The sequence below is a fragment of the Streptomyces coeruleorubidus genome (genome assembly GCF_028885415.1).
Classification (GTDB): domain Bacteria; phylum Actinomycetota; class Actinomycetes; order Streptomycetales; family Streptomycetaceae; genus Streptomyces; species Streptomyces coeruleorubidus_A.
In genome coordinates this window covers 4,878,931-4,897,360 of sequence record NZ_CP118527.1, presented here as the reverse complement: position 1 = coordinate 4,897,360, position 18,430 = coordinate 4,878,931, and the positions used below count along the sequence as shown (strand labels likewise).

16 protein-coding genes are annotated in these 18,430 nt (G+C 67.4%); 8 read left to right on the top strand and 8 right to left on the bottom strand.

Annotation, left to right across the window (positions count from 1 at the left end; genetic code table 11):
• Positions 1-70 precede the first annotated feature (70 nt).
• Entirely contained in the window at positions 71-1,540 is a 1,470-nt protein-coding gene (locus PV963_RS22790; protein WP_274817601.1) for a CCA tRNA nucleotidyltransferase, read from the top strand.
• 100 nt (positions 1,541-1,640) lie between these two features.
• On the opposite strand, the gene PV963_RS22785 is transcribed toward PV963_RS22790, so the two are convergent.
• The 4 genes from PV963_RS22785 to PV963_RS22770 all read right to left on the bottom strand — a co-directional run bounded on the left by PV963_RS22785 (position 1,641) and on the right by PV963_RS22770 (position 5,429).
• Positions 1,641-2,150, bottom strand: coding sequence for an LppU/SCO3897 family protein (locus PV963_RS22785; protein WP_274817600.1), 510 nt, complete (start codon positions 2,148-2,150; stop codon positions 1,641-1,643).
• 124 nt (positions 2,151-2,274) lie between these two features.
• Complete coding sequence (locus PV963_RS22780; RefSeq protein WP_274817599.1) at positions 2,275-3,537, bottom strand: MFS transporter; 1,263 nt, start codon at positions 3,535-3,537, stop codon at positions 2,275-2,277.
• An 89-nt stretch (positions 3,538-3,626) separates the two neighbouring features.
• Positions 3,627-4,709, bottom strand: coding sequence for an inositol-3-phosphate synthase (locus PV963_RS22775; RefSeq protein ID WP_274817598.1), 1,083 nt, complete (start codon positions 4,707-4,709; stop codon positions 3,627-3,629).
• Between the two features lie 45 nt (positions 4,710-4,754).
• A complete protein-coding gene (locus tag PV963_RS22770) occupies positions 4,755-5,429 on the bottom strand; it encodes a PadR family transcriptional regulator (RefSeq protein ID WP_274817597.1) in 675 nt (224 codons plus the stop codon).
• 417 nt (positions 5,430-5,846) lie between these two features.
• On the opposite strand from PV963_RS22770, the gene PV963_RS22765 reads away from it, so the two are divergent.
• Together PV963_RS22765 and PV963_RS22760 are read left to right on the top strand one after the other, a co-directional pair.
• The gene (locus tag PV963_RS22765; RefSeq protein ID WP_274817596.1) at positions 5,847-8,489 is read left to right on the top strand and encodes a transglycosylase domain-containing protein; all 2,643 of its coding nucleotides are present in this window, start codon (positions 5,847-5,849) and stop codon (positions 8,487-8,489) included.
• Positions 8,490-8,610: 121 nt separating this feature from the next.
• A complete protein-coding gene (locus PV963_RS22760) occupies positions 8,611-10,122 on the top strand; it encodes a glycosyltransferase family 87 protein (RefSeq protein ID WP_274822097.1) in 1,512 nt (503 codons plus the stop codon).
• Between the two features lie 76 nt (positions 10,123-10,198).
• On the opposite strand, the gene PV963_RS22755 is transcribed toward PV963_RS22760, so the two are convergent.
• From PV963_RS22755 to PV963_RS22745, 3 genes are all read right to left on the bottom strand, one after another.
• Positions 10,199-11,230, bottom strand: coding sequence for an alanine racemase (locus PV963_RS22755; protein WP_274817595.1), 1,032 nt, complete (start codon positions 11,228-11,230; stop codon positions 10,199-10,201).
• 65 nt (positions 11,231-11,295) lie between these two features.
• Entirely contained in the window at positions 11,296-12,417 is a 1,122-nt protein-coding gene (gene femX, locus PV963_RS22750; RefSeq protein ID WP_274817594.1) for a peptidoglycan bridge formation glycyltransferase FemX, read from the bottom strand.
• A gap of 165 nt (positions 12,418-12,582) precedes the next feature.
• Complete coding sequence (locus tag PV963_RS22745) at positions 12,583-12,900, bottom strand: hypothetical protein (protein WP_274817593.1); 318 nt, start codon at positions 12,898-12,900, stop codon at positions 12,583-12,585.
• Positions 12,901-13,163: 263 nt separating this feature from the next.
• On the opposite strand from PV963_RS22745, the gene rpsF reads away from it, so the two are divergent.
• From rpsF to rplI, 4 genes are all read left to right on the top strand, one after another.
• Positions 13,164-13,454, top strand: coding sequence for a 30S ribosomal protein S6 (gene rpsF, locus PV963_RS22740; RefSeq protein ID WP_030237450.1), 291 nt, complete (start codon positions 13,164-13,166; stop codon positions 13,452-13,454).
• Positions 13,455-13,525: 71 nt separating this feature from the next.
• Positions 13,526-14,122, top strand: coding sequence for a single-stranded DNA-binding protein (locus tag PV963_RS22735; protein WP_274817592.1), 597 nt, complete (start codon positions 13,526-13,528; stop codon positions 14,120-14,122).
• Positions 14,123-14,166: 44 nt separating this feature from the next.
• On the top strand, positions 14,167-14,403 hold the full coding sequence (gene rpsR / locus PV963_RS22730) for a 30S ribosomal protein S18 (protein WP_003949403.1): 237 nt from the start codon (positions 14,167-14,169) through the stop codon (positions 14,401-14,403).
• An 18-nt stretch (positions 14,404-14,421) separates the two neighbouring features.
• Positions 14,422-14,868, top strand: coding sequence for a 50S ribosomal protein L9 (gene rplI / locus PV963_RS22725; protein ID WP_010032778.1), 447 nt, complete (start codon positions 14,422-14,424; stop codon positions 14,866-14,868).
• Positions 14,869-14,970: 102 nt separating this feature from the next.
• Here the strand turns inward: rplI and PV963_RS22720 are convergent, their stop codons facing one another.
• Positions 14,971-16,308 (bottom strand): MATE family efflux transporter, encoded by a 1,338-nt coding sequence (locus PV963_RS22720; protein WP_274817591.1) that lies wholly within the window; start codon positions 16,306-16,308, stop codon positions 14,971-14,973.
• A 460-nt stretch (positions 16,309-16,768) separates the two neighbouring features.
• On the opposite strand from PV963_RS22720, the gene dnaB reads away from it, so the two are divergent.
• Complete coding sequence (dnaB, locus tag PV963_RS22715) at positions 16,769-18,250, top strand: replicative DNA helicase (protein ID WP_274817590.1); 1,482 nt, start codon at positions 16,769-16,771, stop codon at positions 18,248-18,250.
• Positions 18,251-18,430 lie beyond the last annotated feature (180 nt).

Here is an 18,430-nt window from a genome sequence, read left to right as displayed (position 1 = left end):
ATTGACGGATGTGTCTGCATGCGCAATAGGGGGAGCTCGGGGAGGCCCGGGCCACGTACCCTCTTCTGTTGTGCCGAACGTCAACGAAGAAACGCCCAGCGCCCTGAGTCAGGTGCAGCACCGCGCGGTGAGTGAACTGCTGCGGGTCGCTCCTGTCGCCGACGACCTCGCCCGCCGCTTCCAGGAGGCCGGGTTCTCACTTGCCCTGGTCGGCGGCTCGGTCCGGGACGCGCTGCTGGGCCGCCTCGGCAACGACCTGGACTTCACGACCGACGCCCGCCCCCAGGACGTACTCAAGATCGTGCGCCCGTGGGCGGACGCCGTCTGGGAGGTCGGGATCGCCTTCGGCACGGTCGGAGCGCAGAAGGATGCCCGCGTCGGAGACGCTGATCGACGCTTTCAGATCGAGGTGACCACCTACCGGTCGGAGGCGTACGACCGGACCTCGCGCAAGCCTGAGGTGTCGTACGGCGACTCCATCGAGGAGGACCTCGTCCGCCGTGACTTCACGGTGAACGCGATGGCCGTCGCGCTGCCGGAGAAGGAGTTCATCGATCCGCACGGCGGGCTCGAGGATCTCGCTTCGCGTGTGCTGCGTACCCCTGGCACCCCGGAGGAGTCCTTCTCGGACGATCCGCTGCGGATGATGCGGGCCGCGCGCTTCGCGGCTCAGCTCGACTTCGAGGTCGCCGCCGAGGTGGTCGCGGCGATGAACGAGATGGCCGGGCGTATCGAGATCGTCTCGGCCGAGCGGGTGCGCGACGAGCTGAACAAGCTGATCCTGTCGCCGTATCCGCGCAAGGGCTTGGCGCTGCTTGTCGAGACGGGCCTCGCCGACCGCGTGCTGCCCGAGTTGCCGGCCCTGCGCCTGGAGCGTGACGAGCACCACCGGCACAAGGATGTCTACGACCACTCGCTGATCGTCCTGGAGCAGGCGATGGCGCTGGAGGACGACGGTCCCGACCTGACCCTCCGCCTGGCCGCCCTGCTGCACGACATCGGCAAGCCCCGCACGCGTCGCTTCGAGAAGGACGGCCGGGTCTCGTTCCACCACCACGAGGTGGTCGGGGCGAAGATGACCAAGAAGCGCATGACGGCGTTGAAGTACTCCAACGAGTTGGTGAAGGACGTCTCACGTCTGGTCGAACTCCACCTGCGCTTCCACGGCTACGGCACCGGCGAGTGGACGGACTCGGCGGTCCGCCGCTACGTCCGTGACGCCGGCCCGCTCCTCGACCGCCTCCACAAGCTGACTCGCTCGGACTGCACCACGCGCAACAAGCGCAAGGCGGCGGCCCTGTCGCGTGCGTACGACGGTCTGGAGGAGCGGATCGCCAAGCTTCAGGAGCAGGAGGAGCTGGACTCGATCCGCCCCGACCTCGACGGCAACCAGATCATGGAGGTCCTCGGTGTCGGTCCCGGCCCGGTCATCGGCCGTGCGTACAAGCACATGCTGGAGCTGCGCTTGGAGAACGGGCCGATGGAGTATGACTCCGCGGTGGCCGCGCTCAAGGAGTGGTGGGCCGAGCAGGAGGGCTGAGGCTGTGAAACGGGGTCATGTTTCACGTGAAACATGACCCCCGGGAGACGAGCCAAGGGGCGGTGTTTCACGTGAAACACCGCCCCTCGCTGTGTCTGCCCTACTTCTTGTCCTTCAGGCAGAGCAGGAAGTCCTTGCCGTCACCGCTCTCGGTGTACGTGTACTGGAAGTCCTTGGCTTCGGCCTCGCACTTGCTCGACGCCATGGTCTTAGTGAGGTACGCGCCCTCGATCTTGGCCAGCACCACGAACTGGGCCTTCGCGTCACTGCACTCGACGACTTCGAGGTCCGGGTTGTTGTCGTTGGTGCTGCCGCGGTGCATGCAGCTGCCGACGGCCGCCGTCTTGGCGTCGTCCCGGCTGGTTATGTAGCCGCCGATGGCAATGCTCGCCACCGCGATGACGATGGCGATGTTCTTGATGGTCTTGAAGCTGAGCTTGCGGCCGGTCGGCTGCGGCGGAACCGGAGCGTACGGAGCCGCACCCTGGGGCGGGAAGCCGGGCTGGCCGGGCTGCTGGGGATAGCCCCCCTGCGGCGGGTACGGGGCCTGGGGCTGACCCGCGGGCTGGCCCTGTGCGAACGGGTTGCCCTGGGGCGGCGGAGTAGTCACTTGGGGGTCCCCCTAGAACATGGGTGAGTGACGCGAACATGTCGCGAGATAAGACCCACGTAAGTTATCGGTCCCCACTGACACCGCAGTGGCCAGATGTGGCTCTGTGTCATTGATGTGACACTTACTGGCGGCCAAACCGGCCCATAGCCATAGCTACTGCCGCGTAGATAACGGCGATCGTGATCACCAGCGGCACGGATCGGCCGTCCGGCGGCAGCATCAGGGCGGCGACGGCGGCGGCACCGACGAAAGCGACGTTGAAAAGGACGTCGTAGACCGAGAAGATCCGGCCACGGAAGCCGTCCTCGACGGAGGACTGGACGATCGTGTCCGTGGAGATCTTCGCCCCCTGGGTGGTCAGACCCAGGACGAAGGCCGCGGCCAGCAGAGGGGCCGTGGCGAACGGCAGCCCGAGAGCGGGCTCCAGCAGCGCGGCGGCTCCCGCGCACACGACGATCCAGCGGCCCGGCCCGAGCCGTCCGGCGGTCCAGGGCGTCACCACGGCCGCCGCGAAGAAGCCGGCGCCGGAGAAGCCCAACGCCAGCCCCAGCAGGGCGAGTCCGTCGTCCGGGGTCGTGGTGAGCGCGTACCGGCAGAGCATCAGCAGCATCACCAGCAGGGCGCCGTAGCAGAAGCGCATCAGCGCCATCGCCGCGAGCGCCCAGGCCGCTTCCCGGCGCGGCGGCGCGGCCAGGTGACGTACGCCCGCCACCAGGTCGCGAGCGGTGCTCTTGAGAGCCGTCCCGATCCGCTCGCGCACCAAGCTCCGGTCGGGGCCGAGGAGTTCTCGCGCCATGCTGAGCGACGCCAGGGCCGCGCACAGATACAGCACGGCTCCCACGAGCACCACGGCGGCATCGGAGTCCGCCACGACCAGGCGGACGACGAAGGCGACACCTCCGCCCGCTGTCGCCGCCAGCGTCCCGGCGGTCGGGGAGAGGGAGTTGGCGATGACGAGGCGCTCGGCGTCGACGACGCGGGGCAGGGCGGCGGACAGGCCGGAGAGGACGAAACGGTTGACGGCGGTGACGCACAGGGCGGAGACGTAGAAGAGCCAGTCCGGAGCCGGACTGAGTATCAGCAGGGCCGTGGCGGAAGCCAGCAGCGCGCGCAGCAGGCTGCCGTACAGCAGGACCTGGCGGCGCCGCCAGCGGTCCAGCAGGGCACCGGCGAAGGGGCCGACCAGGGAGTACGGGAGCAGCAGCACGGCCATCGCGGAGGCGACCGCGGCTGCCGAGGTCTGCTTCTCCGGGGAGAAGACCACGTACGCGGCGAGTGCGACCTGGTAGACGCCGTCGGCGCCCTGGGAGAGCAGGCGCACGCCGAGCAGGCGCCTGAAGCCCTGGAAGCGCAACAGGACACGCAGGTCACGGACGACGGCCATGGGGCACAGCCTCACATACGGAGAAGGTCCCCGAGTCGTACGACCCGGGGACCCTCACAGCCCTGGCAGGAGCGACTGGTTGCGGCGCCTCAGCGCTCGACCTCACCCTTGATGAACTTCTCGACGTTCTCGCGGGCCTCGTCGTCGAAGTACTGGACGGGCGGGGACTTCATGAAGTAGCTCGACGCGGAGAGCACGGGACCGCCGATGCCGCGGTCCTTGGCGATCTTCGCGGCGCGCAGGGCGTCGATGATGACGCCGGCGGAGTTCGGGGAGTCCCAGACCTCCAGCTTGTACTCCAGGTTCAGCGGGACGTCACCGAAGGCGCGGCCCTCGAGGCGGACGTAGGCCCACTTGCGGTCGTCCAGCCAGGCGACATAGTCGGACGGGCCGATGTGGACGTTGCCCTCACCCAGGTCGCGGTCGCGGATCTGGGAGGTGACGGCCTGCGTCTTGGAGATCTTCTTCGACTCGAGGCGGTCGCGCTCGAGCATGTTCTTGAAGTCCATGTTGCCGCCGACGTTCAGCTGCATCGTGCGGTCCAGGATGACGCCCCGGTCCTCGAACAGCTTGGCCATGACGCGGTGCGTGATGGTGGCGCCGACCTGGGACTTGATGTCGTCGCCGACGATCGGGACGCCCGCCTCGGTGAACTTGTCCGCCCACTCCTTGGTGCCGGCGATGAAGACCGGAAGGGCGTTGACGAAGGCGACCTTGGCGTCGATGGCGCACTGGGCGTAGAACTTCGCCGCGTCCTCCGAACCGACGGGCAGGTAGCAGACGAGGACGTCGACCTGCTTGTCCTTGAGGACCTGGACGACGTCGACCGGCTCCTCGGCGGACTCCTCGATGGTCTCGCGGTAGTACTTGCCGAGGCCGTCGAGGGTGTGGCCGCGCTGGACCGTCACACCGGTGCTGGGTACGTCGCAGATCTTGATGGTGTTGTTCTCGGAGGCGCCGATGGCGTCCGCCAGGTCGAGGCCGACCTTCTTGGCGTCCACGTCGAACGCGGCGACGAACTCGACGTCGCGGACGTGGTAGTCGCCGAACTGGACGTGCATCAGGCCCGGCACCCTGGCCGCCGGATCGGCGTCCTTGTAGTACTCGACTCCCTGCACCAGCGATGCGGCGCAGTTGCCCACACCGACGATGGCTACGCGAACCGAACCCATTCCGGTTGCTCCCTGTGTGTACGAGTGAGGCCCTTCAGCGGGCTCTCACGTGGCGGTGTCGTCGGGCGTATCCGGACGGGGGTCGTCCCCGGTCCGGGGCAGGCCGCCCGACGCTCCAGATGTGGTGTCACGCGAACCGGGCTCCCCCGAGGCGGAATCCTTCAGGTCCCGCCCCGCCCGCTCGCTCTCGATGAGCTCGTTCAGCCAGCGCACTTCGCGCTCCACGGACTCCATCCCGTGGCGCTGGAGCTCAAGCGTGTAGTCGTCGAGGCGCTCCCGGGTCCGGGCCAGGGAGAGGCGCATCTTCTCCAGGCGCTCCTCCAGCCGGCTCCGGCGGCCCTCCAGCACGCGCATGCGCACATCGCGTGAGGTTTGCCCGAAGAAAGCGAAACGGGCGGCGAATGTCTCGTCCTCGTACGCGTCGGGCCCGGTCTGCGAGAGCAACTGCTCGAAGTGCTCCTTACCCTCCGCCGTCAACCGGTAGACGATCTTGGCTCGGCGGCCGGTGAGGGGAGCGGCCTCGGTGTCGTTCCCCGGCTCCTCGATCAGCCAGCCGTTGGCGACCAGCGTCTTGAGGCAGGGATAAAGGGTCCCGTAGCTGAACGCACGGAATACACCCAGTGACGTGTTGAGTCGTTTGCGCAGCTCGTAGCCGTGCATCGGAGATTCGCGGAGCAGGCCGAGTACGGCGAACTCGAGGATCCCGGAACGCCGGCTCATCGTCGCCTCCTCTCTGTCGCGGTACCCGATGTCTCGGTCCGAGGTCTCAGGTCGATGTGTCGGCCCGATGTGTCGCGCTGATGTATCGACTCGATACATCACGACGATAGAACGGCCTTCCGGATGCGACAAGAGGGGGTGTGGTGAACGGGATCACATCACCGATTCATCGGACGCGAGTTGCCTGATTTGAGGTGAACTTCAGGCCTCGGCAGGTTTTGGCGGTGCGTAGTCTGTGCGCCATGCACATCACCGGGAACCAAGTGACGCCTGAGAGCGTCGTCGTCTTCGGTGTAGTACGGGTGCATGCGGGACCGATGAATGCGGGGCCGACCGCATCCGTACTTCGGGGGGACCGGAAACCAGCCGCCGTTTCCAGGCGCGCAAAGGTGCGCCTGCCCGAGGAGTAGTCGTTCGATGAGCGAGCACCGTCGCAAACCGCCGCAGCCGCAGGGAGGCGGACGTGCCGCGGCCCGACGCGGCCAGTCCGGCTCGTCCTCCGGTCGCCGCGCGGCCCCGCGAGGCGCCACCGGGTCTCCGTCCGAATCCTATGGGTCGGGCTCCTACGACTCGGGGGGTGAGGAGCGTCCGTACGGCGGCCGTGCCGAGGCCCGGCGTGCGGCGCAGAGAGGCACCGGAGGCGGTCGCCGCAGAGCGGCCGAACCGGGCCGTGGTGGCCGGCGCGCCGCCCCGGTCGGGCCTACGGGGCCCGGGCGGGGCCGAGGGCGTGCGGCTGCCGTCTCCGACAGGAAGCGGCTGATCGACTATCCGCGGGCCGGCAAGTACGGCTGGCAGCGATGGCTGCCGTCCTGGAAGCTCGTCTCCGGTCTGTGTATCGGCTTCTTCGGCAGCCTGGTGGCCGTGGCCGGCATCGGGTACGCCATGGTGGGCGTCCCCAACGAGGAGAACGCGGCAGCCCGGTCCCAGAACAACGTCTACTACTGGTCCAACGGCAAGCAGATGGTCGCGACGGGCAGCGGCCAGAACCGGCAGAACGTCACGATCGACCGGATCCCCAAGGCCATGCAGCAGGCGGTGATCTCGGCCGAGAACAAGACGTTCTACCAGGACTCAGGCGTCGACCCCATGGGTATCGCCCGCGCCTTGGCGAACATGGCCCGGGGCGCTGACACGCAGGGTGGGTCGACGATCACCCAGCAGTTCGTCAAGAACACCTACCTGAGCCAGGAACAGACAGTCAGCCGTAAGTTCAAGGAGATGTTCATCTCGATCAAGGTGGGCACGAAGCTCACCAAGGACGAGATCCTCCAGGGGTACCTCAACACCTCGTACTACGGCCGTGGCGCCTACGGCATCCAAGCTGCCGCACAGACCTATTACGGCAAGGACGCGTACGAGCTCACGCCGAGTGAGTGCGCCTTCCTCGCCGCGCTGCTCAAGGGCCCGACGTACTACGACCCCGCGGGCAACGAGAGCCTCGACACCTCGGCGAACGCCAAGGACAACCTCAAGCGGTCCAAGGTGCGCTGGAGCTGGATCCTCCAGCAGATGCACAAAGACAAGAAGCTGACGGACACCAAGTACCAGGAGGCGATCAAGAGGTACCCCATGCCCCAGGGCCGCAAGGCGACCAAGGGTATGAGCGGCCAGATCAGCTACCTGGTGGACACGGCCAAGAAGTACGTCCTGAACCACTCCAACATCACGGAGCGGGAGTTCGACCAAGGCGGCTACCAGATCAAGACGACCTTCGAGAAGGACAAGGTCGAGGCGCTGGCCCAGGCCGTCAAGAAGGTCGAGAAGGAAAAACTGCAGCCGGAGAAGCGTGAGCTGGACAAGCACGTCCAGTTCGGCGCGGCGTCGGTGAAGCCCAAGGACGGCGCGATCGTCGCCCTCTACGGTGGTGCGGGCTACGAGAAGGGCCACTTCAACAACAACGCCGACACCTCGGGTGTCCCCGTCGGTTCGACGTGGAAGCCGTTCGTGCTCGCCGCCGCCATGGAGCACGGCACCTACCGGAGCGACGGTCCCCTCTCGCCGCTCAGCAAGTACAACGGCAATGACCGTCTCAAGGTCAGGAACAACGACGGCTCCTATGTCATGAAGAAGGACAACACACCGTTCTTCCAGAAGAACGAGAGCGACCGCCCGTGGGGCTACATCACCTTGCGTAAGGCGATGGAGCAGTCCGTCAACACCCCGTTCGTCCAGCTCGGCATGGACGTCGGGATGAGGAACGTGCGGGACGTGGCCGAGAAGTCCGGCATCCTGGACGCCAGTTTCGCCACCCTCAACCCGTCGTTCGCGCTCGGTACGTCGACTCCCAGTGCGATCCGCATGGCCGACGCCTACGCGACGTTCGCCGCCGCAGGCAAGCAGGCCGCCCCGTACTCGGTGACCAGCGTCAAGTTCAACGGGCGAGAAGTCGAAGGCTTCGACAAGCCGCGCATCACGCAGGCGATGCCCGAGAATGTGGCGAACAACGTCACGAACGTCCTGGAGAACGTCATCCAGAACGGTACGGGTAAGAACGCGCTGGCATTGGGCCGTACGGCGGCCGGCAAGACCGGTACGACGGACGAGAACAAGTCGGCCTGGTTCGTCGGCTACACCCAGCAACTGTCGACTTCGGTCGCGATGTTCCGTGAGGACCCCAAGAGCGCCAAGCTGCTCTCCATGAACGGCACGGCGGGTGAGCCGTCCATCCACGGTGGTGACACTCCCACCGAGGTGTGGACCGAGTACATGAAGGCCGCGCTGAAGGGCAAGCCCGATCCCGGCTTCCCGGAGGCCGAGAAGATCGGCGAGATCCAGGACGCGCTGGGTGCTCCGTCGCCGACCCCGACCCCGAGCATCACGCCCAGCGAAACCCCGTCCTCGTCGCCGAGCGCCACGCCCAGCGAGACTCCGACGTCTCCGTCGCCGTCGCCGAGTGACACCTGTGGGTTCTTCGGGTGTGAGAACGACGGCGGTACGGAGAACGGCGGAGGTACAGGCGGAGACGTGACGCCCTCGCCCTTGCCAAGCGATACCAGCGAGACCGGCGGCAACACCAGAGGCAACGGCAACGGAGGCATCTTCGGAGGCCCCGCCGGATAGCCGACCGATAGCCCGGCTTGGGTGTTTCACGTGAAACGCGAAGGTGTTTCACGTGAAACATGGGCCGCCGCACCTACCCGGTGCGGCGGCCCTCGGCGTATGGACAGACACGTACGGCAGGATGTGCGGCATGCCCAGTGCAGAATCGACGCAAGCGAGCGTCCACGAGCCGGAGCCGGTGCGGCCGACCCATGAGGACGAGGTCGCCGCGGCCGGCAGCGAGCTGATCGGCGGCCCGCTCGGGCGGCGTGCCCTGCTCGGGGCGTCCTGGTGGACTCCCGTGCGGGTGATCGCGCTGGTGGCGATCGGCATGTTCGCCCTCGGCCTGGTCCAGAAGGCGCCCTGCTACAACGGCGCCTGGTTCTTCGGTGCCAGCTCCCAGTACACGCACGCGTGCTACTCGGACATCCCGCACCTCTACCAGGGACGTGGCTTCGCCGACGGGCTCGTGCCGTACTTCGACAAGCTCCCCGGCGATATGCAGTACCTGGAGTACCCGGTGCTCACCGGCGTCTTCATGGAGGTCGCCTCCTGGCTCACGCCCGGCAGCGGCAGCATCCAGGACCAGGAGCAGTGGTACTGGATGGTCAACGCCGGGATGCTGATGGTGTGCGCGTCCGTCATCGCCGTCTGCGTGACCCGCACCCATGCCCGGCGTCCCTGGGACGGCCTGCTGGTCGCCCTGGCGCCTGCCGCCGCGCTGACGGCGACCATCAACTGGGACCTGCTGGCGGTCGCCCTGACAGCCGCGGCGATGCTGATGTGGTCGCGCGGCCGCTCCCTCGCCTTCGGTGTCCTGCTGGGACTCGCCACGGCCGCCAAGCTCTATCCCTTCCTGATCCTCGGACCGCTGCTGGTGCTGTGCTGGCGCGCGGGCAAGTGGCGTGAGTTCGGGACGGCCCTGGGCGGTGCGATCATCGCCTGGGTCGTCGTGAACGGGCCGGTGATGCTCTTCGCGTTCGAGGGCTGGTCGAAGTTCTACACGTTCAGCCAGGAACGGGGCGTCGACTTCGGCTCCTTCTGGCTGATCATGGCCCAGAACTCGGACAACCCGCTCAGCACCGACACCGTCAACACGCTCGCCACGCTGCTGATGCTGGTGTGCTGCGCGGGTGTCGCGGTGCTCGCGCTGACGGCTCCACGCCGCCCGCGGTTCGCCCAGATGGCCTTCCTGATCGTCGCGGCGTTCATCCTCACCAACAAGGTCTACTCGCCGCAGTACGTCCTGTGGCTGGTGCCCCTGGCCGCCCTGGCCCGGCCGAAGTGGCGGGACTTCCTGATCTGGCAGGTCTGCGAGGTGGCCTACTTCCTGGGGATCTGGATGTACCTTGCGTACACGACCAGCGGAGACGCCCACAAGGGGCTGCCCACCGACGGTTATCACTGGGCCATCGGCCTGCACCTGCTGGGCACGCTGTATCTCTGCGTCATGGTCGTGCGCGACATCTTCATGCCGGAGCGGGATCCTGTCCGCCGGTCCGGGGAGGACGATCCCTCGGGCGGAGTGCTCAACGGCGCTCAGGACGTCTTCGTCCTCGGCCCCGCGGCCCGTCCCGCCCGGCGCGCGGCTGCTCAGTTCGACGGGCCCCAGGTCGAGTGGGGCAGGCGGGACGCGACGGGCGGTTCGCTCTGAGTGAACGACGCGAAAGGCCGTACACGGGAAACCGTGTACGGCCTTCTTGCTGTGCTGGACCCGTCGGTGAGTGCCCTCAGCGGTCCACGATCCGGTCGAACTGCGTGGTGGTGTGCCGCAGATGGGCCACGAGCTCCTCGCCGACCTTCGGCTCCGGCGCGTCCGCGGGCACGAACAGGATCGAGACCTGCATGTGCGGCGGCTCGGCGAACCAGCGCTGCTTGCCGCCCCAGACGAACGGAGAAAGGTTCCGGTTGACCGTCGCGAGGCCGGCCCGGGCGACGCCCTTGGCACGCGGCATGACGCCGTGCAGCGCCTTGGGGGCCTCCAGGCCCACCCCGTGCGACGTACCGCCCGCCACGACCACCAGGAAGCCGTCGGAGGCCGCCTTCTGCTGGCGGTAGCCGAAGCGCTCGCCCTTGGCCACGCGCGTGACGTCCAGGACCGCCCCGCGGTACTCGGTGGCATCGTGGTCCCCCAGCCACAGCCGCGTGCCGATGCGGGCACGGAACCGGGTCTGCGGGAACTGCTGCTGGAGCCGGATGAGTTCCTCGGCCTTGAGGTGGCTGACGAACATGGTGTGCAGAGGCAGCCGGGCGGCGCGCAGCCGGTCCATCCAGCCGATGACCTCCTCGACCGCGTCCGAGCCGTCGGTGCGGTCCAGCGGGAGGTGGATCGCGAAGCCTTCCAGGCGGACGTTCTCGATGGCGGCGTGCAACTGAGGCAGATCCTGCTCGCCGATGCCGTGCCGCTTCATCGAGGACATCACCTCGATCACCACGCGGGCACCGACGAGGCCGTACACGCCGTCTATCGACGACACCGAGCGGATGACCCGGTCCGGCAGGGGCACGGGCTCCTCGCCGCGCCGGTACGGCGTCAGCACGAGCAGGTCACCGCCGAACCAGTCCTTGATCCGGGCGGCCTCGTACGTCGTGCCGACGGCGAGGACGTCCGAGCCCAGCCGTGTGGCCTCCTCCGCCAGCCGCTCGTGCCCGAAGCCGTAGCCGTTGCCCTTGCAGACCGGCACGAGGCCCGGGAACTGCTCCTGCACGTGCTTGTGGTGCGCCCGCCAGCGCGCGGTGTCGACGTAGAGCGTGAGCGCCATGGCCGGACCTGGAACCTTTCTCGTGGTTGCCGTGTATCAGAGGTATGGAAGCACTGAAGGTGACATCAGCGGCGCGACATGTAGATGTCGAGCGCCTTGTGCAGCAGCTTGTTCAGCGGGAAGTCCCACTCGCCGAGGTACTCGGCGGCCTGCCCGCCCGTGCCCACCTTGAACTGGATCAGGCCGAAGAGGTGGTCGGTCTCGTCCAGCGAGTCGGAGATACCGCGCAGGTCGTAGACGGTGGCGCCGAGCGCGTAGGCGTCGCGCAGCATCCGCCACTGCATCGCGTTCGAGGGCCGGACCTCGCGGCCGATGTTGTCGGAGGCGCCGTAGGAGTACCAGACGTGCCCGCCGACGATCAGCATCGTCGCCGCCGAGAGGTTCACGCCGTTGTGCCGGGCGAAGTACAGCCGCATGCGGTTGGGGTCCTCGCTGTTGAGGGCCGTCCACATGCGCTGGAAGTACGACAGCGGGCGCGGCCGGAAGTGGTCGCGCACGGCCGTGATCTCGTACAGCCGCTGCCATTCCTCGAGGTCCTGGTAGCCGCCCTGGACGACCTCGACGCCGGCCTTCTCGGCCTTCTTGATGTTGCGGCGCCACAGCTGGTTGAAGTTCTTGTGGACCTCTTCCAGGGAGCGGTTGGCCAGCGGTACCTGGAAGACGTAGCGGGGCTGGACGTCGCCGAAGCCGGCGCCGCCGTCCTCGCCCTGCTGCCAGCCCATGCGGCGCAGCTTGTCGGCGACCTCGAAGGCGCGCGGCTCGATGTGGTCGGCCTCGATGTCGCGCAGCCGCTTCACGTCGGGGTTCTGGATGCCCTGCTTGATGGAGGTGGCCTCCCAGCGCCGGATGACCACCGGCGGACCCATCTTCACCGAGAAGGCGCCCTGCTGCTTCAGGTGCGCCAGCATCGGCTCGATCCAGTCCTGGAGATTCGGCGCGAACCAGTTGATGACCGGGCCCTCGGGCAGATAGGCGAGGTAGCGCTTGATCTTGGGAAGCTGCCGGTAGAGGACCAGACCCGCACCGACCAGCTCGCCCGTCCTGTCGTCGAACCACCCGAGGTTCTCGGAGCGCCACTCCGCCTTGACGTCAGCCCAGGCCGGGACCTGCATGTGGCTCGCCGACGGCAGGCTCTGGATGTAGGCCAGATGCTGCTCGCGACTGATGGTCCTCAGGGTCAGGCTCATTTCGGGGCGCTCCTCGGGCTGGTGTGTCCCCATAGGGTCAGGGGCTCCGGCTCTCGCGCGAAGCCTACTGCGCCTTGGATGCGCGCCGGTTGGGCGTACGGAACCTTCGCCCCGGCCCGTGGGCGGCCGGGGCGTCACCCGGTGTTCAGAAGGATGTCCCTGGCGTCAGTCGATGAGACCGCCGAAGAGACCGCCGTGCGCCATGCCCAGGAAGAACCCGACGCCCGCGGCACCGAGGCCGAGGATCAGGCCGAAGCGCTCCCTCGTCGTCTCCGAGACCCACTGGCCGTACGCACCGGTGAGAATGCCCACCAGGCCGGTCCAGGAGCTCAGCAGATGCAGGTCCTCGTCGACCAGTGCCGTGATGAACGACGTGATGCCCAGCACCAGGGTCACCGCGAGCAGGGTGTCCTGGAGGGGGTGGGGCTTGCCGTCCGTGGCGAAGAGGCCGCCGGCGGTGTTGGGTCGCAATGCCTGTGCCATAGGGCACCTCCTGCGAAAGTCGGCGCATCGTAGCGCCATACACACCCGATGTGTACAGATTGGCTGCCCTGGCGGCCGGATTTCAACCGCAAGCCGCTGTGCGGGTACTCTGTACCGTCCGCACCGGTGTCTGCCCATGTCACGGCAGGGGTTTCTCCACAGAACCCCCGACTGTCAGTGGTGGCCGATACCGTTGCTACGCATCACAACCCTCCTGCCACGGAACGACCGTGGCCGCTGAGTCCAAAGGAGGTGGGTTCCACATGCGTCACTACGAGGTGATGGTCATCCTCGACCCCGACGTCGAGGAGCGCGCTGTCTCCCCGCTGATCGAGAACTTCCTCTCTGTCGTCCGTGACGGCGGCGGAAAGGTCGAGAAGGTCGACACCTGGGGCCGTCGTCGTCTCGCGTACGAGATCAAGAAGAAGCCTGAGGGCATCTACTCGGTCATCGACCTGCAGGCCGAGCCTGCGGTCGTCAAGGAGCTCGACCGCCAGATGAACCTGAACGAGTCGGTCCTCCGGACCAAGGTCCTCCGTCCCGAGATGCACTGAGCCCACACGCTCAGCTGATTCCGGGATTCGAGTAGCAAGCAGCCAGAGCAAACCCGCCGAGAGGTTCCCCCATGGCAGGCGAGACCGTCATCACGGTGGTCGGCAATCTTGTCGACGACCCCGAGCTGCGCTTCACCCCCTCCGGTGCGGCCGTCGCGAAGTTCCGTGTCGCGTCCACTCCCCGCACCTTCGACCGCCAGACGAACGAGTGGAAGGACGGCGAGAGCCTCTTCCTGACCTGCTCGGTCTGGCGTCAGGCGGCGGAGAACGTCGCCGAGTCGCTCCAGCGAGGCATGCGCGTCATCGTGCAGGGCCGGCTGAAGCAGCGGTCCTACGAGGACCGTGAGGGCGTCAAGCGCACGGTCTACGAGCTGGACGTCGAGGAAGTCGGCGCCAGCCTGCGCAACGCCACGGCCAAGGTCACCAAGACCACCGGCCGCGGTGGCCAGGGCGGCTACGGCGGCGGTGGCGGTGGCGGCCAGGGTGGCGGCGGCTGGGGCGGCGGCCCCGGTGGCGGCCAGCAGGGCGGCGGCGCTCCCGCTGACGACCCGTGGGCGACCGGCGCTCCCGCCGGTGGCAACCAGGGCGGTGGCGGTGGCGGCGGCTGGGGCGGTGGCTCCGGCGGCGGCCAGCAGGGCGGCGGCTACTCGGACGAGCCCCCCTTCTAGGGCGGGCTCGCACCCCAACTTCTTGATCACACAGGAGATACACCATGGCGAAGCCGCCTGTGCGCAAGCCGAAGAAGAAGGTCTGCGCTTTCTGCAAGGACAAGGTCACGTACGTGGACTACAAGGACACGAACATGCTGCGGAAGTTCATTTCCGACCGCGGCAAGATCCGTGCCCGCCGCGTGACCGGCAACTGCACGCAGCACCAGCGTGACGTCGCCACGGCCGTCAAGAACAGCCGTGAGATGGCGCTGCTGCCCTACACCTCCACCGCGCGATAAGGGAAGGGTGACCGACACATGAAGATCATCCTCACCCACGAGGTCTCCGGCCTCGGTGCCGCGGGCGACGTCGTCGACGTCAAGGACGGTTACGCTCGCAACTACCTGATCCCGCGGAAGTTCGCTATCCGCTGGACCAAGGGTGGCGAGAAGGACGTCGAGCAGATCCGTCGTGCTCGCAAGATCCACGAGATCCAGACCATCGAGCAGGCCAACCAGGTGAAGGCCCAGCTCGAGGGCGTCAAGGTCCGCCTGGCTGTCCGCTCCGGCGACGCCGGTCGTCTCTTCGGTTCCGTCACCCCAGCCGACATCGCTTCCGCGATCAAGGCTTCCGGTGGCCCCGAGGTCGACAAGCGCCGCATCGAGCTGGGCTCGCCGATCAAGACGCTCGGTGCTCACGAGACGTCCGTGCGTCTGCACCCCGAGGTTGCCGCCAAGGTCAACATCGAGGTCGTCGCGGCCTGAGTGCCGCGCTCGCTGAGGCAGTGAGCGATGGGGTCGCACCCTTCGGGGTGCGACCCCATCGCCGTTTCACGTGAAACAGTTAGTGAGGACCAAGTCCGAGGGTCAGCGGGTCGCGCCCGTCACGATCCAGCGGCCCGAGCGGGTCCGGAGCCACAGCGTCAGCATCCGCACGGTCATCATCAGCGTCATGGTGGCCCAGAGAGCGGTGAGCCCACCGCCCAGCACCGGCACCAGCAGAGCGACTGGGGTGAAGACCGCCAGAGTGAGCAGCATCGCCCAGGCCAGATAGGGGCCGTCGCCGGCGCCCATCAGGACTCCGTCCAGGACGAAGACGATGCCGGAGATCGGCTGTGAGAGGGCGACGATGAGCAGGGCGGGCAGTGCCACGTCCTTGACCGCGGAGTCACTGGTGAACAGGGGCAGGAACGCCGGGCGGGTGATGACGACCAGAACGCCCAGGACGACTCCGACGGCGATCCCCCACTCGACCATGCGACGGCATGCGTCGCGGGCACCTTGTGCGTCACCGGCTCCGAGGTAGCGCCCGATGATGGCCTGTCCCGCGATGGCGATGGCGTCTAGGGCGAAGGCGAGCAGGCTCCACAGGGACAGGATGATCTGGTGTGCGGCGATGTCGGCATCCCCGAGACGGGCGGCGACCGCCGTGGCGATCATCAGGATCGCCCGCAGGGAGAGAGTGCGGACCAGCAGGGGCACACCGGCCTGTGCGGAGGCCCTGATCCCGGCGGCGTCCGGGCGAAGCGAGGCACCGTGCTTGCGCGCACCGCGCAGAACCACCGCGAGATAGACCACGGCCATTCCCCACTGGGCGATGACAGTGCCCCAGGCGGAGCCGGCGATCCCCAGGTCGGCGCCGTAGACGAGCCCCACGTTGAGAGCGCCGTTGGCGACGAAGCCGGCGATGGCCACGTAGAGAGGGGTCTTGGTGTCCTGGAGGCCGCGCAGCACTCCGGTGGCGGCGAGGACGATGAGCATGGCCGGTATGCCGAGCGCGGAGATGCGCAGGTACGTGATCGCGTAGGGAGCCGCCGCGTCCGAGGCGCCGAAGAGGTCCACGACGGCGGACGCCGTCGGCAGGAGGACGGCGACGACGGCAGCGCCGAGGAGCAGTGCCAGCCAGATGCCGTCCATGCCCTGACGGATGGCGGCCTGGAGATCACCTGCGCCGACACGACGGGCGACCGCCGCTGTCGTGGCGTAGGCGAGGAAGACGAAGACGCTGACGGCGGTCATCAGCAGGGCGGAGGCGACGCCGAGGCCGGCGAGTTGGGCTGTGCCCAGATGGCCCACGATGGCGGTGTCGGCCATGAGGAAGAGCGGCTCGGCGACGAGGGAGCCGAAGGCCGGCACGGCCAACGCGACGATCTCTCGGTCGTGCTGTCTCCGGCCGGCTCGGCGGCGCGCGGGGGCCTGTGTCATGTGCACCAATCTAATCGTCCACAGGTAAGAGATGCAAAGCTTTTACACCCCTTACCTTCCGTCCAGCGGTGCGCACTGCTGTGCACCATTCGAAGCGATCTTGCGCCGGTTGGGGAAGTTTTTCTTCTGCACAGCCGGTGGACGGTAAAACTGCAGGTCAGAGTCATCTCTTCGAGGCGGCTCGATGCTTGTTCACAGGCCTGTCCACCGGGTCGTGCACAGGTTTTGAGGAGTTCTCCACAGCATCTGGGCTGTCGTCCACATGGCCTGTGGATAACCAGATTGGCTGACGGTGCCGACAGGCCTAACGTGGTCCGGCGCCCGCTCCGTCCGCCGGTTTTCAAATCAGTACAAAACCGGCGCTGGCTAACCGGAGTTGGGCGTCTCATTTGTCAGTGCCGTGCCGTAGAAAAGAGGGGCACGGCGAGGTCTGCTGCGGCGGACGGGAGGAGGTGGCTCGGTGAGCATTTCCGAGCCCTTGGACGACCCGTGGGCCGACAGCGGTCCCAGTGATCGTCTGCCCGCCTCCCGCCGACGTGGCGACGGAGCCCGGGGCCGCGACGAGCAGCACGAGCGCGGCCGGGACAGCGGGGCATGGGACGGCGACGCCGGCCCGGCGTTCGAGCGAGTACCACCGCAGGACATCGAGGCAGAGCAGTCCGTCCTCGGCGGCATGCTGCTCTCCAAGGACGCCATCGCCGACGTCGTCGAGATCCTCAAGGGCCACGACTTCTACAAGCCCGCCCACGAGACGATCTACCAGGCCGTCCTCGATGTCTACGCCAAGGGCGAGCCGGCCGACCCCATCACTATCGCCGCCGAACTCACCAAGCGCGGCGAGATCAACAAGGTCGGCGGGGCCTCGTATCTGCACACCCTCGTCCAGACGGTGCCCACGGCCGCCAATGCCGCCTACTACGCGGAGATCGTCCACGAGCGGGCCGTACTGCGCCGCCTGGTCGAGGCGGGTACGCGCATCACGCAGATGGGATACGCGGCCGACGACGACGTCGACGAGATCGTCAACCGCGCCCAGGCGGAGGTCTACGCGGTCACCGAGCAGCGCACCAGCGAGGACTATCTGCCGCTCGGCGACATCATGGAGGGCGCGCTCGACGAGATCGAGGCGATCGGCTCGCGCAGCGGCGAGATGACCGGTGTGCCCACGGGGTTCACGGACTTCGACTCGCTCACCAACGGGCTGCACCCGGGCCAGATGATCGTCATCGCCGCGCGTCCCGCCATGGGTAAGTCGACGCTCGCGCTGGACTTCGCGCGGGCCGCCTCGATCAAGAACAACCTGCCGAGCGTGATCTTCTCGCTCGAAATGGGGCGCAACGAGATCGCGATGCGTCTGCTGTCCGCCGAGGCCCGGGTCGCTCTGCATCACATGCGGTCCGGCACGATGACGGACGAGGACTGGACGCGCCTGGCCCGGCGGATGCCGGACGTCTCGGCGGCCCCGCTCTACATCGACGACTCCCCGAACCTGTCGATGATGGAGATCCGTGCCAAGTGCCGCCGCCTCAAGCAGCGCAACGACCTCCGGCTGGTGGTCATCGACTACCTCCAGCTGATGCAGTCCGGTGGTTCCAAGCGGTCCGAGAGCCGTCAGCAGGAGGTCTCGGACATGTCCCGTAACCTCAAGCTGCTGGCCAAGGAGCTGGAGATCCCGGTCATCGCGCTCTCCCAGCTGAACCGTGGTCCCGAGCAGCGCACGGACAAGAAGCCGATGGTCTCCGACCTGCGTGAGTCCGGTTCCATCGAGCAGGACGCCGACATGGTCATCCTGCTCCACCGTGAGGACGCCTACGAGAAGGAGTCGCCGCGCGCGGGCGAGGCCGACCTGATCGTGGCCAAGCACCGAAACGGCCCGACGGCGACGATCACGGTCGCCTTCCAGGGTCACTACTCGCGGTTCGTGGACATGGCGCAGACCTGAGGCGGTGCCGATGTAGGATCTCAAGTTCGGCTTCATAATCTCGGGCGCGACTGCATATCAGCAGCACATATGAAGCGACGTTGAGACTCGCTGTTCAGCGCATCCACTCTTTCGGGTGACGGTCTCCGGCTCGTATTCATCTCTGCACCAGGGACGAGCATCGTGGCAATAAGGGCCATC